The sequence below is a fragment of the Microbacterium sp. HA-8 genome, assembly GCF_046111165.1.
Classification (GTDB): Bacteria; Actinomycetota; Actinomycetes; order Actinomycetales; family Microbacteriaceae; genus Microbacterium.
Map to the genome: position 1 here is coordinate 3,676,900 of NZ_CP162025.1, position 23,961 is coordinate 3,700,860.

Below are 23,961 nucleotides of genomic sequence, written 5' to 3' on the forward strand. Positions count from 1 at the left end.
ACGTCGGCGGTTCGCCGTGCTCACGGGTGTACCGGTGGATGATCTTCACAGCGCGACGCGCCCACCTCGGCGCGGTCTTCGCTGACGTGAGCTCGGTGAACAGCGGCGCCAGGTGGGGTGCCGACCACGGCTTTTCGGTCCACCCGGAGTTGTCCCACTGCATCGTGTCGGGCTGGAGGACCGGCTCGCCATCCTCGGTAGAGCCGGGGCTCACCGCCGCGCCTCGGGGTCGACGGACGCGCGCAGTGAACCAGCGGGCGTGGTCGGCGGGGAGCTGAGCTCAGTCTGTGACCCGGCGTCCTCCGTCACGGCCATCAGCGCCGCGGTGTACTTCTCCCCTGTCACCTTCATGCGCTCCCGTGCTGCCCGTTGCAGACGACTGGAGGTCCGCTTCTTCTCGGTCATGATGCCTTCTTCTCTTCGGTAGGTGATGTGGTCTGGGTATGGGGGTCGGCGGCGAGGGCGCGATGGAGCTCGCGAGCGAGCCGTTCGCCGAGTGGGGTGAGGCGCATCGGCCTGTTGCGTGCCGCGGCAACGAACAGGCCCCCGCCGACGTCGGCGCCGAGGCTTGCGAGCTGGGCGCTCAGTGAGCTTTGGGTCGTGCGGATGGTCGCCGCGGCGGCGCGCACGTTGTCGTGCTGTGTGGCGATGAGGAATCGGCGCGCGCGTTCGATGGGGTGGCGGCCGACGAGGGCGCGCTGGAGGAGCCGTGACCGGCCGGCCAGTGGGTGAGGGGTGCGGTCGTGTGGGCCGGGTCGCATCGCGATACCTGCCGCTTGGATGCGGTGCGCGATCGTGGGAGCGCTGCAGCCGACGAGCGCCGCGATCTGTCGCAGCGTCATCCCTTCCTTCTCGTACCGCTCGCGCAGCCAAGCCTCGTCGATGACGAACGTGATTGGCCGTCCGCGGCGGGGACTGCTGTTGCCGTCGGCGAGCACACGCGACACCGTCTGCCGCGATACTCCCGTCCGCCGTGCGAGCTCATAGGTGGTCGCGCCCTCACCGTATTGGGCGATGAGTTCGCGGCTGCGAGATGGTGTGTCGAGTGCGCCACGGACGGGTCTGGCCGTCGCCCACTCACCGACGGGGTCGCTGCGGACGGCGGGTTCGATGTGCGTCGACAGCGGGGGCGCCCAGCTGAGTGGCTCGTCGATCCCTCGGCGGAGCAGGAAGGCGCGGCCGATATCGTTCAGCTCGCGGCGCACGGTGTCCGGCAGCGTCTTCGTGAACGTCGTGACCGTCCGCGGAGATATCCCGGCCGCGTCCCATGCTTCCGGTGCGCGTCGCATCGAGTTGCCGGTGATGGCCCGGTAGAGGTGGGCGCGCGCATGGCGGTGTCGGGCGCCGGAGCCGGGTTGGACATTCAGTCGGGCGCACAGCTGCTGCCATTCCTCTTCGGGAAGGAGTTCAGTGCAGTCGAGTCTGCGGCGGCGTGCGTAGTCGATCGGTGTCTCGTGGCTGTCGAGGTAGGCGGCGAGGTTGAGGATCGCCGCGAGGGCGGGCGTCTCCGCGCCCGGCCTCCCGAACTCGCGCATCACATGAGTGACCTGACGAATGGGCGCCGTCGAGTCCAGGAGGGCGAGGGCAGCGGAGTGGGTCAGCCGTGTGCCGGTGAACACGACGGCCGCGGCCAGCGCGGAGGCGGCGACGTCGCCGTTGATGCGGCGTGGGGTGAGCGCGTTCGTCCATTCATCCCAGAGTTGTGCGGGCACCTTCCGTGCCCGCTCTTCCGGGTTTACGTCCGAGGCTGGCGCAGCTTGTAGGAACAGCGTCGGTCGTCGGGTGCGTCCGAGGGACGCGGCGATCAGTCGCTGCAGCTGCGGCGTCTGACCGGTGTACGACGTGCTCACCGCGAGGCGCCCAGCCAGCAGCCGAACCGCACGGTCGGGGTCTTCGAGTGCGGCGATCGCGATCGTCGTACCGACCGCGCCGCCGGCCGCTGTGGGCGGTCCCGCCCACGTCCACTCATGCTTGTCTCGAGGCACCGCCGCGAGGAGGTCCGTTTCCAGCTCTGGCATGTCGAGGTCGCCGCCATCGCAGAGCGTAACTCCTGCGGCGCGGGTGAGGAGACGGATGTCTTCGAGGACGGTGATCGCGGGTTGCGGGGCGTCCGCATAGATCCCGAACCGGCCCTCGCCGGTGGAGAGGATCTGCATCATTCGGCGCTGTGCGTGGAGCGCCGGGTCGGGTGCGGCGATGCGTTCGGGATGCGCGGTGAGGTCGCCGCGGCAGCGGCTCGCGATCGGGCCCGTCCCGGCACCGGCGACGGGATTGTGGCAGTGCCCGGGATGTGGGATCCCGGCGAGCGGGTGCCCGGTGTGACGCGGTGGCTTGTGGCACACCGGGCAGTTGTCGGCGAGGATGCGGCGGTGTCTGACGCACGCGAAGGTGAATGGGAACTGCCACGACATCCGCCACCTGCCTCCGGAGTCCGCCAGGCATTCGGGGCAGTACCGTCCCGCCATCCCGCCGACGGGGCAGCGGAAGCTGATCCGTCCCTGCCGGGTGTAGCGGATCGCGTGGCGTGCGAACCGCATCCGCGTCATCTCCTGGAACTGCGCCGCCGGGATCCCCGTCGACCGCTCCAGCCGGGACGCCTGCTCATCGGTGAGCTCGGTCGCCCACTGCGCGGCCATCCACGATGTCGCTGACACCGCCCTGCCGCCCTCCTGCTCCACCAGGCCGAGCGCGCACGCCATCTCCGCGACAGTCGCGCGGTTCGCGGCCGCCGAGGCCTCCAGCCAGGAGTCGAACGGCTCATCCGGCAAGGGGCGGACCCGGAACGGAAGGACGCGCACGGCACCGGCCGTCTCGCTCATCAGGCGGCCTCCTCGCCGGTCTCTTCGGCGCCGTCGCTCTTCAGTCGGCGTCGGCGCCGCTCACGGCGTGCCCGATCCTCTTGGTCGTGCTTGGCCTGCAGCTCGGTGCGCTCCGTTTCTGCTCCCTCGTCGATGCGGATGTCGTCGAGGAGCTTCCGGTCGATCCGCTCGGCGCCGGTGCGGATGGCGCGGGACGCGCCGCGGCGGATGAGGTCCATGAGCGAGCCGATGTTGCCGGTGGTGCGGGCAAACAGGTACCGCGACATGTCGACGAGCATCCCTTCGTGCGCGTCCGCGAGCACGAGGGCCTGTTCGATGTGCCAGAGCAGGCTCTCCCACTCCTGGCGGGTCTGCTTGGTGCGCAGGCTGTACGGGTCGAGGCTGAGCACGGTCCAGCGGCGGAACGTCTGCGCCATCGCCGCTTCCTTCCCGGTCGCGCCCTCGCCGACGAGGCCGCGTTCGCGGAGCGCGACGCCGGCGAACAGGAAGGTGGCGCTGTACTCGTTGGACAGCCACTTCAGCTGGTTCGCGACCTCGACACCGTCGCGGGTGCGCATCTGGATGAAGTGCAGATCGTCGATGATCACGAGGCGGGTGTCGTGCCGTTCGATGCAGTCCGCGGCCGCCCGCGCCAGATCTCGGCCGGCCATCGAACGGTGCAGGATGCCCGCGGTCGCGGGGTGGGCGTAGAACCCGAGGATCATCATGTGCAGGCCCTTGATCGTGAGGCGCCCTGGGACGGTGATGTGGCAGACCGGGAGGTGGAGGATGTCGCGATCCTCGTCGAGGTACTCGCCCACTTCCGCGATCCGCTGACGGTGGAAGTCGCGCCCGAACGTGTTGACCACCGTCGACTTCCCGAGGGCCGGTGGGGCGTCGAGGGCGGCGGCGGATTTGACCCGGTCGGAGTCCTGCAGGTTGCTGTCCAGGATGTCGCCCAGTTGCAGGTGCACCCCGTGCACCTGCCGGGTGCGCAGCAGGATGTTCGCGTGCCACGCCCGCCGGTCCGCGTTGTACCGCGCGAACTCGTCCGGGCCGAGCGATCCGAGCTGCTCGGTCGTTAGCAACGCGGGCTTATCGCGCGGGGGACGTTCGGCGAAGTCCTTCCATCCCTCGTAGGTCGACAGGCTCCGCTGCCGGCGAGGCGCGTCGTGCTCGCCCGGGACTGTGGCGGTCATTGGATCATCTCCATCGGCTCGAAGTGGTAGTCGGATCGGATCGTGGGCTCGTCGATGTCGTCCTCGTCGTCGTCATCGCCCGTTTCGGGAATGTCGACGCGCTTGCGTGGGTCGCGGACCTCGCCGGTGAGCTCCCGTCCGAGATCTGTGGTGGGGTTCAGTTCGGCCTCGAGCATCCGCTGCACGGTGCGCAGCGACCACACCCCGTCAGCCGCGGGATCCTTCTCGTTGAGCTGCGCGGCCATGCGGGAACTCATCCGCCTCTCCGATGGGGTGAGCGCGCGTCCCGCGCCCCAGTCCTCGAGCAGCTGCGCGGCGACGTCGTCGACCTGAGAGGGGCGACCCTGGCGGATCGCGATCTTCTTCGCGTACTCCAGCGCGTCGAGGCTGAACGGTGTGTCGAAGGCTCCCTTGTGCTCCCACTCGAGGGTGTGCCAGGTGCCGTCCTCGGGGTCGTGGAAGTAGATCTGCGTCAAGTCGTCGGGGTTGACCACGAACGGCCACTCCGTGCCCTTGTCTCGGTGGATCGACCGGGCGCGGTTGCGGTACTTCGCGACCGAGTCTCCGGTGTAGCGCAGCTTGTGGATCTCGACGCCGTAGTGATTGAACTGCCGTTTCACCACCGGCAGCAGCTCGAGGAGAACGCTCCGGTCGATCGGCATCCGCAGTTGCCCGGCAACGGCGAGCCCCTGGTCGTATCTCTCGGCGGGGCTGAGCTTGACGCCGGGGAGGCGGGGATCCTCGAGGGAGTCGTGGGGTCGGAGGTGGTAGACCGTCGCGACCCATTCGCGGATGATCTGCTCCAGCTGCGGGACCGTGTAGACCGCGTCGGCTTCGACGTCGTCGCCGCGGCCGCCGACGTCCGCGCCCTTGTAGCCAGGGAGTTCCTGGAGGAACGTGTCGAGGGTGCGGAAGAACCTCTCGACAGGGCTCTTGTCGGTGGGCTGGTAGACGCGGGCCGGCTGGATGGATATGCCCAGGCGTGCGCACGCGCTGGTCACGTGCTCCGAGAGGTACGGTGCGCCGTGGTCGACGATGATCGTGTCGGGCAGGATCCCCGCACGGACGAACCGCGGGACGCGGATGCGCGTCGGGTCGACGAGCACGGAACCGGCGACACCGTGGAAGGGCCATCGTGCGCTCGTGCCCCACTCCGCGGGAGTGTCGAAGGGTTGGCACGCTTCCATGAGCACGCCGGATACGTCGATGGATTTCGTTGAGCCGGGCGTCAGCCGCATGCCGAGAATGCAGCGGGAGTAGAGGTCGATCGCGACCGTGAGGTCTGCGGCGACCCACTTGCCCGTCACCGGGGCCACGGCGAAGACGTTGAGCGGCGTCGTATCGAGGAGAACGTATTGGCCGGGCGCGGTGGCGTGCAGGCGTCCGTACGGAGCGGGCGGCCGGTTCGCGTTGGAGCGCTTGCGCTTGGTGCTCCCGGAGAAGGTCGCGCGGCCACGGGAGAGCTCGTCGAGGATCTTGTATGCGGCGCTTCGAGAAGGGGCGGCGACGATACCTGGCCCGTGGGTGCGGTCGGCTCGGGCGTTGACTCTCGCGATGATGATGCTTTTCGCGACCTTCGACTCCGGCGTCTGCTCATCGATGACCTCACGTGCCGCCGTGACCCAGCGGTCGTCGAAGTTGACGAGCAGATTGCCCGGCTGCGCCTTGCGGTGATCGATCAGTCCGATCTCGCCGGCATCCTTATACCGCGCCACCCACCTCGCGACGGTCCGGCGACCCTTACCGAGCTCGAGCGCCTTCGCCGCGATCCGCTCCTCGATGCGACGCTCCGGATGGTAGGCGAGCTTCGGTTCGCCCTCACGTGCGATCTCGGCCGCCCCCGACCGGTAGCCGGTGAGGACCTCTCGCACATGATCAGCGCGCTCGGCGGACACCGCGCGGGCCGCGTCGCTGGCATCGGCCCAGACGACACCCAGTGGAGCCGCGTCCTCATCGCGACTGCTTCCGGGGATGCGTGTCGTACCTCCCTCAGCGCGGGGGCGCAGGAGGTCGATCATCCGCAGGCGCCGAACCTGCCCAGTTCGGGTACGGACGATGACCGCGCCCTCGCAGATCTCCGCAACGGTGCAGGCATCGCCGTCGTAGACGATGTCCACGCCGGGTTTCAGGGTCCACGTGCTGCTCATCGCTATCTCCTTCAGGTGTTGAGGGGGTGGTATCTCAGGCCCGCGTCACGATGCTCGTGGCGCTCAGAAGTCGAGTCAGGTCGGTGCTCAGCCGGCGAGCCCACAGCAGGTGCAGGACAAGCGCGCGTGCTGCGAGAAGCCCGCCGGCGACGGCCGGAATCGCGCGCACCGCCTCGCCGAACGCCATGGGCGATCTCAGCTCGCCGAGCGCGCCGGTGACGTCGCCGTCGGCGAACTGGAAGGGTCGGCGGTAGCCGGCAAGGAACTCGACGTTGCGTAGCAACACCTCATCCGGCTCGGATTGGACGCGGTACTCCCACCCGTGGGGTTCGATCACGCGCCGCGACCAGCTCAGCGAGTCACGCACCTTCGGGATGGTGAGCTTCGCGGCGGGCTTCACATCCACCACGCAGACGGTTTGGTCCGCGTGGACGATCAGATAGTCGGGAATGTGGCGACGGCGTGTGCCCTTGTCCTCCCCCTCGAGGAGGAACGGCTGAGACAGGATCCAGTCGACGCGAGGGTCGAAGTCGGCCAACAGCAGGTTCGCGTACTCGAGCCGCGACTCGTATCCGACATGCGATTGCATGGTTGCCGACCAGTAGCTGCCCGAGAAATGCCGCTGCCCCCGGTACCAGCGGAAATCACGCCACGGGACGGCGGCGTCGAAGACGCTCAATCGAGCTGACTGCAGCGGAACAACGTCCACCTCGCCACCCGCTTTGCGAACCATCAGCCCGACATCCGCCGGGAACGCTCCGCCCCGCGTCCCGAGTTGCTCGCGCTCCGTCATGAAGCCAGCGTGAGGGTCGAATCGGTCCGGGAGAATGCACGCTGCCGCCATAGATTCGCGAAATACGATTCAGGATCTCGCTCTTGCTATCACGGGTTAATTCGGTATATGCGAGTCACGAATACCAGTGAATGTGACATTCACTGTAGTGGACGTCACATAGATAACAAGTCACCGTCAGGGATACAAATATAGGGACCACAAAATCAACGCCCACAGGCCGGCCTGAAGCCCACGTCGGCCGCGTGTGCGACACTCAAGGACATGACCATGTTGGAGCCCATCGCGCCGGAGGAATCCCGGCTCGTCTTCGGCAACAGCTACATGTACAGCGTCATGGTCGAGATCGCCGGGCTACGCGGCGAGAAGTTCTCATCGAAGACGATCACCGACGCCACGCGGCTCTCCCCTGGCATCGTGCACCCACTGATCCAGAAGCTCCGCCGAGCGAACTTCATCGAGTTCGTCGAGCGCGTGCCCGGAGAGCGGACCATCCTGTACCGCGTCCGCGAGAATCCCTGGTGGAATGCGGCGAGCCAGTACGTCGAAGAGGATCGCGCTACCGAGCGCTCCGCATCCTGACGGCGACGATCGCGCCCGATCTGAGATCGCGACCGTTAGCTGTACTTCCCCGTGACGTTGTGAACGCGGGCTGAGGGGGTCTGGCCGCCGATCCCGGTGTGGGGCCTGCGTTCAACCGGTCGTTGCAACACCGGGTTGTTGAAGCGAGCGTAGCTGCTCCTCGAACACCTCGGCGGGTGTCTTCCAGTCGAGGGCCTTGCGTGGCCGGTTGTTCAGCGCGAGAGCGACCGCTTCGAGGTCTTCCGCGGACCAGCGTGAGAGGTCGGTGCCCTTCGGGAAGTACTGTCGCAGCAACCCGTTGGTGTTCTCGTTCGTCGGCCGTTGCCAGGGCGAGTGGGGATCAGCGAAGAACACCTTCGTGCCCGTCTCGAGCGCGAACTGGACGTGGGCGGAGAGCTCCTTGCCGCGGTCCCACGTGAGCGTCTTCCGGAGCTGTTCGGGGAGCTTGGTCATCGTCGCGATGAGCGCGGCGTTCATCGCGACGGCGCCGTAGCCGCCCAGCGCAGGACCGTTCTTGACCGGTGGGATCTCGCCATAGCCTTCCAGCCGCGGCAGATGCACCAGCAGGGTCGAGCGGCTCTTGCGCTCGACGATCGTGCCGATCGCCGACCGGCCGGTGCCGATGATCAGGTCGCCTTCCCAGTGCCCAGGGACGGCGCGGTCCGCAGCCTCTGCGGGGCGTTCGGAGAACACGACATCGGCGGTGACGTGCCCTTGCGGCCGGTTCTGCGCTCGAGCCCGTGGCCGCCGGAGTGCGCGGCCGGTTCGCAGGCAGGTAACGAGCTCGCGTTTGAGCGCACCACGGCCTTGGATGAACAGCGACTGGTAGATCGCCTCGTGGCTGATGCGCATGGACTCATCATCCGGGAAGTCGACCTCCAACCGATGCGAGATCTGCTCCGGGCTCCACGCGATCGCCCACCGCCTGTCCTGCCGGTGCGGCTTGTTCCGCCCCTTCCATGCCAGCGGCTCCGGGCCAACGACGACGCTGCCATCAGGCCGGCGAACGTTGCCGGCGAGACGGTCCTGGACGTACTCGCGCAGCCTAGCGTTGGTCACCAATCTCGCCGCCTTCGGTCGTTTCGCCGCCTGCTGCGCCTTCCACTGCGCCACCAGCGCCCGGTATTCCTGCTTGCCGCTGCGCGTAGCGGCATTGCGGCGCAGCTCGCGGGAGATCGTTCCCGGGTCGCGGCCGATCCGGCGCGCGATCTCACGCACCCCGACATCCTTGGCGCGTAACAGCGCGATCTCCTCGCGCTCTTCGAAGGACAGGTAGCGACCGCTGGGCTCGGCCAATGAGATCGGTGGCATGCCGCCAGCGTGGCGAAACCAACGGGTCCCGACCGGCACGGACACGCCCACCTTCAGCGCCGCCTCGGCCGAGGTGATGCCCGTCGCGATCAGACACCAGAACTGCCGCTGCACCGCCCGCGAGGGCTCAGGTCGTCCAGGCGAACGCATCGGCGGCCGCAACGCTCGATCCGCACGCCACTGCCGACGCGCACCCTCAGGAACCTCGCTCGTCTTCGCGAGCCAATCCTTTGTCGCCACTGCTGAACACCTCCACGATCAAGGTGTTGCGACGACCAGTTGAATTCGCCGGGTCTGTGGTGATTGTAGTGATGCAGCCAGGTCTCGTATGCCGCGGCTCGCTCTGCTTCGCTGGCGTAGGGCTTGGCGTAGGCCCATTCGGCGGCGAGGGTGCGGTTGAAGCGTTCGACCTTCCCGTTGGTCTGCGGCCGATACGGCTTTGTCCACTTGTGCTTCACACCGTCGCCGAGCGCGTCCGCGAACGCGTGTGACCGGTAGCACGCGCCGTTGTCTGTCATCACGGCGGTGACCGTGACTCCGAGGCTCGCGAAGAACGCGTTCGCGCGGGTCCAGAACCCTGCCGCGGTCTCCTTACGTTCGTCGTCGAGGATCTCCGAGTACGCGACTCTCGAGTTGTCGTCGACGGCGTGGTGCAGATACCGGTAGCCGCGGGAGCCGGCCGCTCCTGCCCGTGCGGCCTTGTCACGGACGGATCCCGCGGCACGGTCCTGCGCCGATCCGCGGCCGAAGGCGCGCCAGCCGCCGCCATCAGGGATCCGGCCCTGCTTCTTGATGTCGACGTGGATCAGCTGGCCCGGTCTTGCGACCTCGTACCGCTTCGGCGTCGGCTTGCGGACTGGCAGCCCGGTGGCCTGATCGATGTTCACGAGCTTCGGCATCCCATACCTGGCCAGCACCCGGCCGACCGTCGAGCGGGCGAGGCCCAGGTGATACGCGATCCGGTGCGGACCCCACCGGCGGGTGAACCGCAACGACACGATCCTCCGCTCCGTCTTCCGCGGGAGCCGGTTCGGCGAGGTCTGCGGCCTGAAGCTGCGGTCCGTCAACGGCAGCCCAGCCCGATACCGGTCGACCCACCGTTTCGCCGTCGCGGGCGAGCACTGGAACCGTTCCGCTACCCGCCGCAACGACCAGCCCCGATCCACGACGAGGACAGCAAGACGACGACGCCCTTCCGGCGTCAAAGGCGCGTTAGCGTGAGACACGAAGACCTCCGTGGTCAGGATGCGAGTGTGGTAACCCACATCCTGCCCGGAGGTCTTCGCCTACCTCACCCGTTCACAACCTCCCGGGGAAGTACAGTTAGCTCGTCGGAAAGTCGGGTCCGAAGACGACGGCCCATTGGCGCTTAGCCTCCGCGTGGTCCGCACGCTGCTCCGCCGCAATCGCATTCGCCGCGCGTACCCGCGCCGACTCTAGGGCTTGCACGACGTCCTGGTGCGCAGTCCATGACAAGTAGCCGCTCAGGTTGCCGCTCTGCCCTCCCGGATCCGCCACTGCCAACCTCGTCTGTGACCACTCGAAGAAGCGCAGCACCGCGACGCGATGATCAGTCCCGAGCTGCCCGAAGACCGTCGCGGCTACCGTCTCGAGATGGAACGACCGCAGTCGTCGTGAGTGTGCGCGATTCCACGCCTTCAGGAGCCGAATCACGGGCGACAACTGGTAGCCAAGATCACGGTGGCGATCCGCGTACCAGTTGGAAGCGACGAACGGAGCGGTGCTAATCCATGTGCCGTCACCCGCAGGCAGCTTGTAGACCCCGCCGCCGACCTCGAATACGGGAGCGATGTCAACGTGACCACCTCCCTCATAGAACACGCGCACGGCCTGCCCCCGAGTCCCGACCTGTTGAACTGAAAGCCCACTGTAGGCCGCACGGATGCGATAGATGAAGCTCTGCGAGTCCCACTGATACGTGTTCCACGCGTTCTTCACGTTCGAGAACACTGCCAGGACGTCGACATCGTCAAATGGTCGGATGATCGTGCCCTTCGCGGCAGAACCCATCATCTTGCACTCGGAAAACGGAAGATCGGACGAGGATGGGAAGGCTCCACTCAAGCGCTCCTCAACGCCTCGCCTCCTCGCCGGAATCAACGTTCCAGTCTGGTAGGCCGTGGCCGTCAGGCTCTCCTGAAAGCTCGCGAACGCCTGGGCTGTCGTCAGCGTCACACATCCTCCTCGTTTGGCCGCCCCATGGTCAGATCATCAGCGGCGGCATACATCGCCGCTTCGTTCCTCGGCCTCAACAGTCGGTAGAGCCAGTTGGGGATCTGCGGCGTGGTCTGGCGGAGCTCGTAGATCCGTTCCTGCCAGACCAGCAGCTCCTGACCATCCACAGGAGCTGCTCCGGTAAGCAGGCGCGACTCGATGGTCGCGGCGAGATCCCGGCGATCTCGGGCAGCCAGGAATGTGCTGCGGATGTACTCAAATGCATCGAGGCACGCTGGCAACACGGGGAGAAGCACTCCCACGAGGAACGTACCCAAGCTGAGTCCCGCCGCCATGCTCACGATCGTCATCAACAACGCCCACCCGAGGCTTGCGCTGGCCCAGACGGCCACGGTGGCACGAAGTAGACGATCGGAGTACGCAGCGTTTGCTCGCTGGGACACGGCGACCGACGTGGCCCCTGACGCGCCGGGACTGATCGGATACCAGTCGAGAAGCTTCTCTCGTCGCGCGATGGCGAGGGTCTGTGCACGATCTCCGGCTATGGCGGCGATGTCCTCGCGGGTTGGCGCTGTCGTTCGGGCAATCGTCACGGGCATGGCGAAGACGTAGCGATCGAAGTCCTCCTGGACCGCAGCTGCCCTCCCCATCTTCAGGGTCTCACCCCACGCGAATGCTGTCCGTCCAAAGAAGAGCCAAGCTCCCGCGACGGCGCCGACGACGACCGCTGCCTGTGGGACGATGATGGCCAGCACGGGCGCTGCGATGCCAATGATCATCACGCCGACCCATCGAGCGGACTGCCATCGCTTCGCGACGCTGTATATGCGACGTTGCGCGATCAGCAAGCGGAGCGCGTCCATGTGATTCTGCCGCTCGCGCATCGTGGCGCTCGTTGGCGGCGTATAGTCGCGGCCCGCGTGCGAAGCCGTCATTGGTTGAATAGAAGTTTGAGATCGTCGATGGACTCGGCGCTCTTGCCGGCGACCCAGTGCGCCTTGGCACGACCCGCGCGCGCTACTGCTGTGTTCAGTTTCGAGAGAGCGTCCGCCGTGTTCGTGTCGGATGAGCACGCGGTGAAACGCGAACCCAGTCCTGTCGGATCGTTCATCGCGGCCAGCCCGACATCCTGGAGATGCTTCAGCGCGCCATGGAGATCCCAGACCGCCGAATACGTGTCCTGCCCATCCATGTACTTCGCGGCCCGCATCTCCAGGTAGCACGAAGAGATTGGAACGTTGCGCTTGTACTTCCAGACCTTCAGCTCGCGCGCCAGCTTCTTGACGGCACCACTGTGCCGACTGTTCACCCCGTTGACGTACGCGTTGTGGTCCTTGGGATGTGTGAGCATCCACCCCCCGGAAGGATGCGCGATCCAGTGGCCGGTCGTTGCCGGGTAGCCCGGCACGACTTCGACGGTTCCATCCGAGAACTTGCATACGACGGCGGGTCGACGCGTACTGATTGTGGTGCTCGGAAATCGCCTCTCCAGACTGCTCTTCACCTTCTCGAGCATGGTCCAGATCGACTCCGGACGGATCCCCTTGAGCGACACCAGGTAGTCCGCATCGCTGTAGATCCAAACGCCGGTCCCATGTCGTAGCGATCCAATCTCAAACATCTCGCGCACGCCAAGGTCGCTGTCGAGCCGCGACTCGATGGACGCGCGATGCCCTCGGGCCGCGTCGAACTGGGTCGAGCTCGGCGTGTACTTCGCGTTGAGGTCAGAGAGCCAACCGATGGGGGTGTCGCCCACCTATCAATCCTTCCGTCCACAGCAAATGGCAGGGATGCCAAGTGCCTGCCAACTACCCGTGGAATATGTCATTTCGGCGTGGAACCTACAAGAGCGCTCAGACCGCGGGCGCCATATCGGTGAAGCGCGAGAAGTGGCCCTGGAATGCCACCGTCACCGTGCGGGTCGGGCCGTTGCGGTTCTTCGCGACGATGAGATCGGCCTCGCCGGCACGCGGGCTGTCGGCCTCGTAGGCCGATTCGCGGTGCAGCAGGATGACCATGTCGGCGTCCTGCTCGAGGGAGCCCGATTCGCGCAGGTCGCTGATGGCGGGCTTCTTGTCTTGACGCTGCTCGGGACCACGGTTCAGCTGCGAGAGCGCGATGACCGGCACCTGCAGCTCCTTGGCGAGCAGCTTGAGCGCGCGCGAGAACTCCGAGACCTCCTGCTGCCGGCTCTCGACGCGCTTACCGCTCGTCATCAGCTGCAGGTAGTCGATGACGACCATCTTGAGACCCGCGCGCTGCTTGAGACGGCGGCACTTGGCGCGGATCTCGACGAGCGTCATGTTCGGCGAGTCGTCGATGTAGAGGGGGGCGTCGTTGATGCGCCCGCGGGTGGCGGCGATCGTCGTCCAGTCGCGCGAGTCGAGCGTGCCCTTGCGCATCGTGTGCAGCGGCACGGCACCCTCGGCGCTCATCAGGCGCATCGCGATCTCGCTGCGCCCCATCTCGAGCGAGAAGAAGATCGTGGGCAGATTGTGGCCGATCGATGCGGCGCGCGCGAAGTCGAGCGCGAGCGTGGACTTACCGAGGGCCGGGCGCGCCGCGATGATGATGAGCTGGCCGGGGTGCAGCCCGTTGGTGAGGTCGTCCATCTCGGCGAAGCCGGTGGGCACGCCCATCATCATGCCGTCACGGCCGCGGGCTGCCTCGATCTCTTCGACGGCGGCGTCGACGGCGATCGTGAGGGGAACGTAGTCCTCGGTCTCCTGCGAACCCGTCACCGAATAGATCTCGGCCTGGGCGTTGTTGACCAGGTCGAGGGCCTCACCCTGACCCGAGTAGCCCATCTGCACGATGCGGGTCCCGGCATCCACCAGTCGACGCAGCAGCGCCCGCTCGGCGACGATCGTGGCGTAATAGCCGGCGTTGGCCGCGGTCGGCACGATCGAGGTGAGGCTGTGCAGATAGTCGGCACCACCCGCGCGCTGCAGATCGCCGGTCTTGATCAGCTCGTCGGTGACGGCGACCACATCGGTGGGCTCGCCGTGGGAGTAGAGGGTGAGCAGCGCCTCGAAGATGACCTCGTGCTTGGGCACGTAGAAGTCCGGGCCGCGAAGCGTCTCGACGACGTCGGCGACGGCGTCTTTCGACAGCAGCATGCCGCCCAGGGTGCTCTGCTCGGCGAGCAGGTCGTGCGGTGGGGTGCGCTCAGTGGTGCGGGGGCCTCCGCCCATCCGCTCCTCGGAAATGTCCGCGATCGACACCCGCACTCCTCTCCGCCGCCATTCGGCATGTTTCCGCTCTCGCGGACACTGTGCGCCCCGGTCGGTGCGCATCGTCGTGCACCCTGACGGACGCACCTCGCTTTCGCCGAACACGGAGGCCGTCACTGCGCCTCGATGTCCCTCGCACCAGCACAGCAGAGCCCTCCGACATCCGCCCGACAGACATCGTCGGGCCTCCCCCGAAAGTGCGTTTCCTCACGGTATGGGCCGCCCTGACGGAGCGCAAGACAGCCTGTGGATAACTCTGTGGAGAGAGTCGGCAACACGCCGCCCTGCCTGTGGATGGAACCTGTGGAGAACTAGATGAGACGGCTCTCATCTACGAAATAATGGGACTTTTGACCTGGGGTTTGCTGTTTCACAGCCTGTGGAATCAGAATCAGTTGAACCGTTGATTGAAGGTTGCCCTTAGTGACTGTGGGGTGTGTACAACTCTGGGGGGATTTGTCCCCCAAATGGGGGATAGCGCAACCCGGCGCTCGTCCCGGGCGTGTCGGCGATCCCGCCCCCGGGCGTGTCGCGAATCTGCGCTCGAGGGGTTTACACCAAGCGATATATGGGCGTATCGTCGCCGCACGGCGGAATCCGACGTCCGGGTCCGCACGAGTCCGACCGGGGGGTGAGGGCATGAACGTCGCGCGCGGCAGAATCGCGAAGCGTGGCCGGTGGACCGCCATCGGTCTCGGCGTCGGCTTCGCCTGGGCCGCCCTCACACTCTTCGCCGCACCCGACAGCGCGTCGGCCGCCGCCACGGACGACACGGGCGAACGCGGACTGCTCGGCGTGATCACCTCGACCGTGGACGGCATCGGCGAGACGGCGAACTCGCTCGTCACAGACGTGAATGCTGTCGCCTCGGCCACCCTCGACGTCGTCGAGCCCGCGGTGGCCCCTGTGGTGACACCGGTCGTCACCCACCTCCCCGAGCCGGTCGCTGCACCCGTTGCGAACCTCACCTCGACCGTGGCCGAGACAGCAGACGCGGTGACGGGACACGTCACCGCGACGATCACGCGGATCGACACGGCGGTCGTGAGCGCCGTGAACGGCACCGTGGGCGCCGTGGCGGAGGCGACGGCGGGCGCCGGCACGACACTGCCGCCGATCACTCTTCCCGATGTGCCCGGCGTCGCGACACCGCAGGCGCCCCCGACGCTCCCGCAGGCCGTTCCACTCGCCCCCGCCGCCATCACCCCCGTCACCACTGCCGCGCCGACTCCGATCGCCTCACCGGCGTTCTGGGGGAGCCTTGCCGCGATCGCGGGGGTTGCCGGCGTCGCGGCCGTGGCCCCCGGCATCCCGGGTGCGTTCTCCGGATCGGGTTCGGGCGGCCTCGGCGCGCCGGCGGGTTCGGCGAGCGGCGGCAGCTGGAATTCGGGTTCCACGGGACCGGCTGCCCTGGTCGGCGCACTGCTGTCGACGGCGTGGACGGCCGCACTCATCGCACTCGACCGCGCCCGCAGGGCGGGCCTGCGCCTGCCTGGCGCGCCCGTCTTCGCCACTGACACCACCCCTGACTGAGGGGCGCTCCGCCGCGTTCGCGCGGCAGATGCACTCGCGCGCTTCGGCGCGCTCTTCCCCAACTCAGTCAGGAGAATCATCATGCACACCTTCATCAAGCGAGCGCTCCTCGGGGCGTTCATCGGCGGCGGCATCGCCGTCCTCGGAGCGGGGGTCGCCCACGCGGCCGATACGACCGGCGACGACGGGCTGCTCTCGGGCACCCAGGCGCTGCTCGGGGTCGAGGCTCCCCTCACGATCGGCGGCAACGCCATCTCTGTCCTCGGCGACTCTTCGTCGGCGGACGCCGGCACGACCGCTCCCGCGCCGCCCGCGCCCACGCCGGCGGACAGCACGTCCGGAGACGGCGGCGCCGGATCGGGCACGCAGGCGCTCGTGACCGTCTCCGTGCCCGTCACGGTGGCAGGCAACGGCATCTCGGTACTGGGCGACAGTGCGTCCACAGGCGCGCAGACAGCGGCGCCGACCGCACCTGCCGAGCCCACGACGACGGATACTGCCTCGCCGACCACGTCGGGCGAGGACGCGATCGCGGGAGGCACCCAGGCGATCGCGCCGATCACCGCGCCCGTCACGGTCGGCGGCAACGCCATCTCGGTCATCGGCGACAGCGGCACCGACCGGTCGAGCACCGGCGGCGCCGGCGTCGGCGGCACCGGCGTCGGCGGCACCGGCCCTTCGGGCAGCGCGCCGATCACGGCAGGTGACGACAGCATCCTGAGCGGAACTCAGGTCGCGGCGGCGGTCGCCGCACCCGTGACCGTCGGCGGCAACGCCGTGTCGGTGCTCGGCGACAGCGCGTCTTCGGGCGCGACGTCGGGTGAAGCGATGCCCGGATCAGCGGGCACGGACGGTAGCGACCCGGCGACAAGCGGTGCGGACAGCATCCTGGGCGGAACGCAGCTCAGCCTGCCCCTCGTCGCTCCCGTCACCGTCGGCGGCAACTCCATCTCGGTCATCGGCGACAGCACGACGACCGAACCCGTCACCGGCCCGGCGAACCCGGGCACGACCGACCCGGGCACGACCGACCCGGGCGAGCCGGGCGACCCGACGATCCCCGGCACGCCCGTCGAGGGAACGGACGGGGCGATGCTGACCGGCGGGCTCGCCTCGATTGTCGGCACACCCGCGGGCGTCGAACTGGCTCAGACGGGCGGCAACGGCGGCTCCGCGCTGCTCGCACTGGCCGTGGGCGTCGCGGCGGTCGCCGTGGGCCTCGGCCTGCGGCTGCGCGGGCCCGCCCGCTCGCGGCGCTGACCCCGGCGACGCTGACCCCGGCGACGTCGCGCTCGTCGGCGGCGTTGGGGCGTTGAAACCACGTTGGGGCGTGCTGCAGCGCGCCCCAACGTCGCCCTGACGCCCCAACGCCGAAGACAGGCCCCAGTTGGTCCCAACGCCGAGGACACAGCGCGCCCCGCCCCTCGCGCGTCGACGCCGCGGCGCCAACCGCCGCCGACCGCCGACCGCAACGCGCACCGCCCCGCGCCGAAACGACGGATGCCGCGGGACCCCGAGGGGCTCCGCGGCATCCGCGTGCGCAGATGCGCCGTGCTTACTTGGCGGCGATCACCTGGAGGGTGATCACGGCGGTCAGGTCGTCACGCAGACGGACCGTGGCCTCGTGCTCGCCCACCGACTTGATCGGCGACGGGAAGTGCACCTTGCGCTTGTCGATCTCGCCCAGGCCCGCGGCCTTGACGGCGTCGGCGACGGCGTCGGTCTTGACCGAGCCGAACAGGCGCCCCTCGGCGCCGGCCTTGACGACGAGGCGCACGCGAGTGCCTTCGAGGGTGTTCTTCAGCGCCACGGCCTCTTCGTGGTCGTGGATGGCGCGGGCCTCGCGGGCGGCGCGGATGGACGCCACCTGCTTCTCGCCACCGCGCGTCCACGCGACGGCGAAGCCCTGGGGGATGAGGTAGTTGCGGGCGTACCCGTTCTTGACCTCGATGACGTCACCGGCGCTGCCGAGTCCGGCCACCTCGTTCGTGAGAATCAGCTTCGACATGGGTTACTCCTTAGCGGCCGGCGCCGGCGTAGGGCAGGAGCGCCATTTCGCGGGCGTTCTTGATCGCGGTCGCGATGAGGCGCTGCTCCTGCACCGAGACACCGGTGATACGACGGGCACGGATCTTGCCGCGCTCCGAGACGAACTTGCGAAGCGTGGCGACATCCTTGTAGTCGATGACGCCGACGCGGGTCGGCTTCGCGGGGGCGGCGTTCTTCGCGCCCTTCCGCGGCTTGCGGCGATCGCCGCTGGACTTTCCAGCCATGGTCTTCCTTCAGGTGTGAGGTCGGATGCTGCGGCCCGGTCTGTCGCCCGGCGCGCCTCTCGGCTCGCGGGCAGACCGGATGCGGCATCCGGAATCTTGTCTTCTTTAGAACGGGGTGTCGTCGCCGTAGGACCCGGGGGTGCTCCACGCGTCGGCGCCCGACGAGGCGTTGCCGCCCGCGTTCGTCGATGCGGGCGTCGCCCACGGCTCTTCGGTGACCTGCTGGCGGTTCTGACCGCCACCGCCGCCGCCACTCGACGCGCGCGTGACCTGAGCGGTCGCGTAGCGCAGCGAGGGGCCGATCTCGTCGATCTCGAGCTCGATCGCGGTGCGCTTCTCGCCCTCGCGCGTCTCGTATGAGCGCTGCTTGAGGCGACCGGTCGCGATCACGCGCGAGCCCTTGGTGAGCGAGCCGGCGACGTGCTCGGCGAACTCGCGCCACACGCTCGCGCGGAGGAACAGCGCTTCGCCGTCCTTCCACTCGTTCGCGGCACGGTCGAAGTTGCGCGGCGTCGACGCGATCGTGAAGTTCGCGACGGGGAGCCCGTTCTGCGTGTAGCGCAGCTCGGGATCGGCGGTCAGGTTGCCGACCACGGTGATGATGGTCTCACCGGCCATGGCGTCAGACCTTCGCAGCCTTGGCGTCGGCGGACTCGGCGCGGCGGGCGGGAGCAGCAGCCTTGCGGGCGGCCTTCTCGTCGGAGCGCTTCTTCTCGGCGGCGACCTGGGCGATGGCCTCTTCGGCACGCAGCACCTTGGTGCGCATGACGGCCTCGGAGAGCTTGAGCTGGCGGTCGAGCTCCTGAGTGGCCTCGCTCGTCGCGGTGAAGTTGACGACGGCGTAGATGCCCTCGGTCTTCTTCTGGATCTCGTAGGCCAGGCGGCGCCGGCCCCAGATGTCGACGTTGTCGATCGAGCCGCCATCGTTGGTGATGACCTTCAGGAACTTGTCGAGGCTCGGGGCGACCGTGCGCTCGTCGAGTTCGGGGCTCAGGATGACCATGAGTTCGTACTGGTGCGTCACTAACCCACCTCCTTCGGACTAGAACGGCTGCCGGGCATTTCCCGGCAGCAGGAGGGTGTGTGCACGTCATCCGGGCTCACGCGGGCAGAGCCGCAGCCGGACAACCTTTGCAGTCTACCCGAACCGGGCGGTTCCGCCGAACGCAGGCCCCGGCATCCATCTGTCATCAGCGTCATTACCACGAGGCGGCGGGTCGGCGCAGGTGCCTTGACGTAGGCACAGGCCTGCGTAGTTTGGGCGGCATGCAGGTTTTTCGGCGGGGGCGATCAATGAGCGAGGGCCGCGATGACGGATGACGACATGGGCGGCACGGCGCCACCGGCGGACGGGGCGATCGAGGGGCACGACGTCGCCGAGGACACATCGACCGGGACGATCCCCGAGATCAGCTACGACGAGCAGCTCTACCCGGCACGGCCACGGCGCCTGCGTCCGCGCGACCAGCTGCGCCGGAGCAATCTGCGCCGGTTCACGACCGACCCCCGCACCGCGATCGGCACCAACCCCTCGTACGTCGAGTGGCTCGTGCGTCAGTCGATGCTCAAGGACGCCGACGTGCTCAGCCGTCAGCTCTCGGGTCAGCCCAGCATGTGGCGCAACCCCTATGCGCGCCCCGACGCGCGCCGGGCGATCACCACCGCGGATGTCTGGTTCACGGCGTATCCGATCTCGCTGATCACGCGCCCCGGTCAGTCGTTCCTCGACGCGCTCGGCCAGGACGCCCTCTGGGACGCGTTCGAGCGCATCGGCATCAATGCCGTGCACACGGGCCCCGTCAAGCGGGCGGGCGGCATCAGCGGATGGCAGGAGACTCCGAGCGTCGACGGCCACTTCGACCGCATCTCGACCGAGATCGACCCGCTCTTCGGCGACGAGGAGGCCTTCCGCCGCCTGACCGACGTCGCCGATGCCCACGGCGGCAGCGTCATCGACGACATCGTGCCGGGCCACACCGGCAAGGGCGCCGACTATCGCCTCGCCGAGATGGCGTTCAAGGATTACCCCGGCATCTATCACATGATCGAGATCCCGCCCGAGGACTGGCACCTGCTGCCCGAGGTGCCTGCGGGGCGGGATGCTGTCAACCTCGATCCGTCGTCGGAGCACGAGCTGGCGGAGCGCGGATACATCATCGGCGAACTGCAGCGCGTCATCTTCTATACACCCGGGGTCAAGGAGACCAACTGGAGCGCGACGGACATCGTCACCGGCGTCGACGGACAGCAGCGCCGCTGGGTGTACCTGCACTACTTCAAGGAGGGCCAGCCCTCCATCAACTGGCTCGATCCCACCTTCGCCGGCATGCGCCTCGTGATCGGAGACGCCCTGCATTCGCTCGGAGACCTCGGCTCCAGCGCGCTGCGCCTGGACGCCAACGGGTTCCTCGGTGTGGAGAAGAGCGCCGAGGGCCTGCCGGCGTGGTCGGAGGGGCACCCGCTCTCGCACGCCGCGAACCACATCATCGCCGGCATGGTGCGCAAGGTGGGCGGGTTCACGTTCCAGGAGCTGAACCTCACGATCGAGGACATCCGCGACACCGGCGCCGTGGGTGCCGACCTCTCCTATGACTTCGTCAGCCGTCCGGCTTACCAGCATGCGCTCGCGACCGGAGACACCGAGTTCTTGCGGCTCGCCCTGCGGCAGTCGCTCGAGCTGGGCGTCGAACCGGTCGGTCTCGTGCACGGCATGCAGAACCATGACGAGCTGACGTACGAGCTCGTGCACTGGGCGACGCTGCACCGGGACGATGTCTACTCGTTCCGAAACCGCGAGATCCCGGGCGCGCAGCTGGCCGAGGAGATCCGCGCCGACCTCACCGAGAAGCTCACCGGTGCGGCGGATTTCAACATGGTGTTCACGCAGAACGGCATCGCGTGCACGACCGCGTCGCTCATCGCAGCGACGCGCGGAGCCACGACGCTCTCGGACATCACGGATGACGACATCCCGGCCATCCGCGACGCGCACCTGCTGCTGTGCAAGTACAACGCGTGGCAGCCGGGCGTCTTCGCACTCTCGGGTTGGGACCTGACCGGCATGCTCACCCTCGATCGGGCCGAGGTGCGCGACCTGATCGACTCGGGTGACACGCGGTGGATCGAGCGCGGCGCCCACGACCTGCTCGATGCGGCCCCCGATGCGCAGCGTTCGCCCTCCGGCATGCCGCGGGCGCGGTCGCTGTACGGCTCGCTGCCCGCTCAGCTCGCCTCGCCCGACTCGTTCGCGTCGCGCTTCGCCGAGGTGCTCGCCGTGCGGCGGGAGCACGGCGTGGCGATCGCGACGCAGATCGACGTACCCGACGTCGCCCACCCCGGCATGCTCGTGCTCGTGCACCGTCTCGACGACGGGCTCGGCGACGAGGGCGCGCCGATCCAGCTCACGGTGCTGAACTTCACGGCGGAACCCATCGAGGGAACCGTCCACAGCGAGCAGCTGCCTGTGCGGCACGCCGTGGTGGACGCGCAGACGCACGAGGTGGTCAGCCGGGTCGACGATCTGCAGAGCTTCATCGTGCACCTCGAGCCCTACGGCGGCCTGTTCCTGCTGCTCACCGAGGAGGAACCGTCGGCCTCCTGACGGGCGCGGGTGCGGGCGGGGTGACGCGGCCGCTGTGCCGTGCGGGTGGTGGGATGTCCCATTTTCTGTCGCCCTGGCGGCTCGCCAGCGACAGAAAATGGGACATCCAATGTCGCCGTGCGGGGGTCCTACTCCTCGGGCTCGCGCAGCGCGGCGGCGATCGCCGCGATCGTCGTCTCGACCTCGGCGAACGACGTCGACAGCGGCGACATGCCCAAGCGGATGCCCGACGGCGGGCGGAAGTCCGGGAGGATGCCCTCCTGCCACAGCCGCGGCACGAGCTCGGCGAACCGGGGGTGATCGACCGTGATGTGTCCGCCCCGCACACTCGCATCGCGCGGCGACGCGAGCACCGCACCGAGCGGGACCAGGTGCCGGTCCACCTGCGCGATGGCGTACTCGGTGAGCGCGATCGATTTCGCCCGGATCGCGGCCATCCCCGCCTCCTCGATCAGCTCGAGCGTGGCCTGCATGGCGAGCATGCCGAGGATGGGCGGCGTTCCGCTGATGAAGCGACGGATGCCGTCGGCGGGCTCGTAGCCCTGGCCCATGCGGAAGGAGTCCTTCACGCCCATCCATCCCTGGATCGGCTGGACGGCGTCCGGGATCAGATCGGCGCGCACGTAGAGGAACGCGGGCGAGCCCGGACCACCGTTGAGGTACTTGTACGTGCACCCGGTCGCGTAGTCCACGTCCCAGGCATCGAGTTCTATGGGCATGACGCCGACGGAGTGACAGAGGTCCCAGACGACGAGCGCACCGGCGGCGTGCACGGTCCGGGTGATGCCGGGCACATCCGCGGCGTAGCCCGAACGATAGGCGACGTGACTGAGCACGACCACCGCCGTGTCCTGACAGATCACCCGCGCGACATCGCTCGCCGTGACTCCGGCTCCGGCCTCGGTGTCGATCCACCGGATCGTCCGGCCCGTCTCGGCGGCGATCCCTTCGACGATGTACCGATCCGTGGGGAAGTTTCCGCGATCGATGACGATCTCACGGCGGTCCGGTCGCGCGGCGAGAGCGGCGCGGATGAGCTTGTAGAGCGAGACCGTCGTCGAGTCGCCCACGATCGTCTGACCGGGACCGGCGCCGAGGGTCTGCGCCGCGATCCGGTCACCGAGCGTGAGCGGCAGATCGAACCAGCGCTCGCCCCATCCGCGGATCAGGCGGGTGCCCCATTCGCCGCGCACGAAGGCGGCCAGACGCTCCTCGAGCACGCGCGGGGGCCGGCCGAGCGAGTTGCCGTCGAGATAGGCGGCGACGGCCGGGTCGTCCGATGCCACGAACCGCTCTCGGAAGGTCGCGAGCGGATCGTGCGCGTCGAGGTCGAGAGAACTACGGTTCATGTCTTAATGGTAACGTCCGTCACATACTTGATAGAGGGCGGATCGCGTCACGCCCGGGATTGTCGATGCGTGTGCCCGTGACCTGCGAGACGAAGTCGGTCGCAAGGCCGCTGAAGCGTGCGCGCAGGGTGTGCAACAGGGCACTGCTGTCATCTCCCGGCCAATCGGGAGGGAGCAGATCCGCGGGCAGGCCGGGATCGATGTACGGCACGATGCGCCACGTGTCGATGCTGCGGATATAGATCGAGAACGCCTCGAGGGGGCTGATGACAGCATCCATCGCCCGCGCGCCGTCCGGGCCGTGCTCGGTGAGGAACTGCTCGTGATGGCCGCGGATCTCGTCGAGGTCCCACCACTGCGCGACAGCTGCGGCGAGGGGTCCCGCGACTCTCGGGCGCTCGGTCACGAAGACGGTGGCGTGCTCTCTCACCTCGAGTTCGGCCAGGATCTCCTCGACCTCCTCGAGCAGGTAGGCCGGGCAGATCCACAGGGCGGGCGACACCGTGCCGCAGCCGATCCAGTGCAGGCGCCGGCGCAGCTGATGGCGAAGGTGCCGGTTCTCCTCGGGGATCGAGAACGACACCAGGCACCAGGCGCTGTCGGCGCTCATGCTGCGGGGGTAGTACACCCGCCGGTCTCCGCGGGCGAGCATGGGCACGGCCTCGTCCACCAGCCGGTAGCCGGCCACGCGGTCGCGGGTCTCGGGCACGAGCAGGCCCTTCTTCTTCACCCGCACGATCGCAGTGCGGGTGCGGGGATCGGGCACCCCGAGGGCGTCCATCAGCTCCAGCAGGTCGGCGACCGACACCCATCCGCCGAGCTCCCGGACGTAGATGCCGACGATGGTGCGCAGCAGAGACGTCGTACTCCCGGGGCGGGAGTCCATGTCGTCGAGGATCTCGCTCACCGCGCCTCCCGCATCTGCCGTCGTCCGGCCTTGACTGTA

The 23,961-nt window shown here is 68.1% G+C and carries 20 protein-coding genes and 1 pseudogene; 4 read left to right on the forward strand and 17 right to left on the reverse strand.

The window, feature by feature from the left end; translation table 11 throughout:
- Window positions 1-210 precede the first annotated feature (210 nt).
- The 5 genes from AB2L57_RS17560 to AB2L57_RS17580 are packed head-to-tail and all read right to left on the reverse strand — an operon-like array spanning window position 211 to window position 6,937.
- Window positions 211-405 carry a hypothetical protein gene (locus AB2L57_RS17560; protein WP_101305229.1) on the reverse strand — a complete coding sequence of 65 codons (195 nt, stop codon included), beginning with the start codon at window positions 403-405 and terminating at the stop codon, window positions 211-213.
- On the reverse strand, window positions 402-2,819 hold the full coding sequence (locus AB2L57_RS17565; protein ID WP_409047728.1) for a TniQ family protein: 2,418 nt from the start codon (window positions 2,817-2,819) through the stop codon (window positions 402-404). The genes AB2L57_RS17560 and AB2L57_RS17565 overlap by 4 nt, the downstream gene beginning before the upstream one ends.
- Window positions 2,819-3,997: an AAA family ATPase gene (locus AB2L57_RS17570; protein ID WP_409047729.1), complete on the reverse strand. Its 1,179-nt coding sequence runs from the start codon at window positions 3,995-3,997 to the stop codon at window positions 2,819-2,821. The genes AB2L57_RS17565 and AB2L57_RS17570 overlap by 1 nt, the downstream gene beginning before the upstream one ends.
- A complete protein-coding gene (locus tag AB2L57_RS17575; protein ID WP_409047730.1) occupies window positions 3,994-6,144 on the reverse strand; it encodes an integrase in 2,151 nt (716 codons plus the stop codon). Before AB2L57_RS17575 ends, AB2L57_RS17570 begins: the two co-directional genes overlap by 4 nt.
- 34 nt (window positions 6,145-6,178) lie before the next feature.
- A complete protein-coding gene (locus AB2L57_RS17580) occupies window positions 6,179-6,937 on the reverse strand; it encodes a TnsA-like heteromeric transposase endonuclease subunit (protein ID WP_198553656.1) in 759 nt (252 codons plus the stop codon).
- A 264-nt stretch (window positions 6,938-7,201) separates the two neighbouring features.
- On the opposite strand from AB2L57_RS17580, the gene AB2L57_RS17585 reads away from it, so the two are divergent.
- Complete coding sequence (locus AB2L57_RS17585; RefSeq protein WP_045246937.1) at window positions 7,202-7,519, forward strand: hypothetical protein; 318 nt, start codon at window positions 7,202-7,204, stop codon at window positions 7,517-7,519.
- Window positions 7,520-7,630: 111 nt separating this feature from the next.
- Here AB2L57_RS17585 and AB2L57_RS17590 read toward each other — a convergent pair whose 3' ends face one another.
- From AB2L57_RS17590 to dnaB, 6 genes and pseudogenes are all read right to left on the reverse strand, one after another.
- Window positions 7,631-8,830 (reverse strand): IS30 family transposase, encoded by a 1,200-nt coding sequence (locus tag AB2L57_RS17590; protein WP_409048650.1) that lies wholly within the window; start codon window positions 8,828-8,830, stop codon window positions 7,631-7,633.
- 290 nt (window positions 8,831-9,120) lie between these two features.
- Window positions 9,121-10,056, reverse strand: a pseudogene (locus tag AB2L57_RS17595) (IS481 family transposase); the annotation flags it as partial.
- A gap of 97 nt (window positions 10,057-10,153) precedes the next feature.
- Window positions 10,154-11,026, reverse strand: a complete 873-nt coding sequence (locus tag AB2L57_RS17600; RefSeq protein WP_054678985.1) for an SMODS domain-containing nucleotidyltransferase — start codon at window positions 11,024-11,026, stop codon at window positions 10,154-10,156.
- Window positions 11,023-11,961, reverse strand: coding sequence for an S-4TM family putative pore-forming effector (locus tag AB2L57_RS17605; RefSeq protein ID WP_156366342.1), 939 nt, complete (start codon window positions 11,959-11,961; stop codon window positions 11,023-11,025). Before AB2L57_RS17605 ends, AB2L57_RS17600 begins: the two co-directional genes overlap by 4 nt.
- Entirely contained in the window at window positions 11,958-12,782 is an 825-nt protein-coding gene (locus AB2L57_RS17610; RefSeq protein WP_054678980.1) for an SMODS domain-containing nucleotidyltransferase, read from the reverse strand. Before AB2L57_RS17610 ends, AB2L57_RS17605 begins: the two co-directional genes overlap by 4 nt.
- 97 nt (window positions 12,783-12,879) lie before the next feature.
- Window positions 12,880-14,220 (reverse strand): replicative DNA helicase, encoded by a 1,341-nt coding sequence (gene dnaB / locus AB2L57_RS17615; protein WP_409048651.1) that lies wholly within the window; start codon window positions 14,218-14,220, stop codon window positions 12,880-12,882.
- Window positions 14,221-14,898: 678 nt separating this feature from the next.
- Here dnaB and AB2L57_RS17620 point away from each other — a divergent pair.
- Together AB2L57_RS17620 and AB2L57_RS17625 are read left to right on the forward strand one after the other, a co-directional pair.
- A complete protein-coding gene (locus tag AB2L57_RS17620) occupies window positions 14,899-15,792 on the forward strand; it encodes a hypothetical protein (RefSeq protein ID WP_409047731.1) in 894 nt (297 codons plus the stop codon).
- Window positions 15,793-15,873: 81 nt separating this feature from the next.
- Entirely contained in the window at window positions 15,874-17,052 is a 1,179-nt protein-coding gene (locus tag AB2L57_RS17625) for a hypothetical protein (protein ID WP_409047732.1), read from the forward strand.
- A 295-nt stretch (window positions 17,053-17,347) separates the two neighbouring features.
- On the opposite strand, the gene rplI is transcribed toward AB2L57_RS17625, so the two are convergent.
- From rplI to rpsF, 4 genes are all read right to left on the reverse strand, one after another.
- Window positions 17,348-17,800: a 50S ribosomal protein L9 gene (gene rplI / locus AB2L57_RS17630; protein ID WP_409047733.1), complete on the reverse strand. Its 453-nt coding sequence runs from the start codon at window positions 17,798-17,800 to the stop codon at window positions 17,348-17,350.
- Window positions 17,801-17,810: 10 nt separating this feature from the next.
- Window positions 17,811-18,065, reverse strand: a complete 255-nt coding sequence (gene rpsR / locus AB2L57_RS17635; RefSeq protein WP_292815389.1) for a 30S ribosomal protein S18 — start codon at window positions 18,063-18,065, stop codon at window positions 17,811-17,813.
- A gap of 105 nt (window positions 18,066-18,170) precedes the next feature.
- On the reverse strand, window positions 18,171-18,683 hold the full coding sequence (locus AB2L57_RS17640) for a single-stranded DNA-binding protein (protein ID WP_292815392.1): 513 nt from the start codon (window positions 18,681-18,683) through the stop codon (window positions 18,171-18,173).
- Between the two features lie 4 nt (window positions 18,684-18,687).
- Entirely contained in the window at window positions 18,688-19,089 is a 402-nt protein-coding gene (gene rpsF, locus AB2L57_RS17645; protein ID WP_409047734.1) for a 30S ribosomal protein S6, read from the reverse strand.
- Window positions 19,090-19,374: 285 nt separating this feature from the next.
- Between rpsF and treS the strand changes: the two genes are divergently transcribed.
- Window positions 19,375-21,666: a maltose alpha-D-glucosyltransferase gene (treS, locus tag AB2L57_RS17650; RefSeq protein ID WP_409047735.1), complete on the forward strand. Its 2,292-nt coding sequence runs from the start codon at window positions 19,375-19,377 to the stop codon at window positions 21,664-21,666.
- Window positions 21,667-21,794: 128 nt separating this feature from the next.
- Here the strand turns inward: treS and kynU are convergent, their stop codons facing one another.
- Window positions 21,795-23,015 (reverse strand): kynureninase, encoded by a 1,221-nt coding sequence (gene kynU, locus AB2L57_RS17655; RefSeq protein ID WP_409047736.1) that lies wholly within the window; start codon window positions 23,013-23,015, stop codon window positions 21,795-21,797.
- A gap of 19 nt (window positions 23,016-23,034) precedes the next feature.
- The gene (locus AB2L57_RS17660) at window positions 23,035-23,922 is read right to left on the reverse strand and encodes a PaaX family transcriptional regulator C-terminal domain-containing protein (protein ID WP_409047737.1); all 888 of its coding nucleotides are present in this window, start codon (window positions 23,920-23,922) and stop codon (window positions 23,035-23,037) included.
- Window positions 23,923-23,961 lie beyond the last annotated feature (39 nt).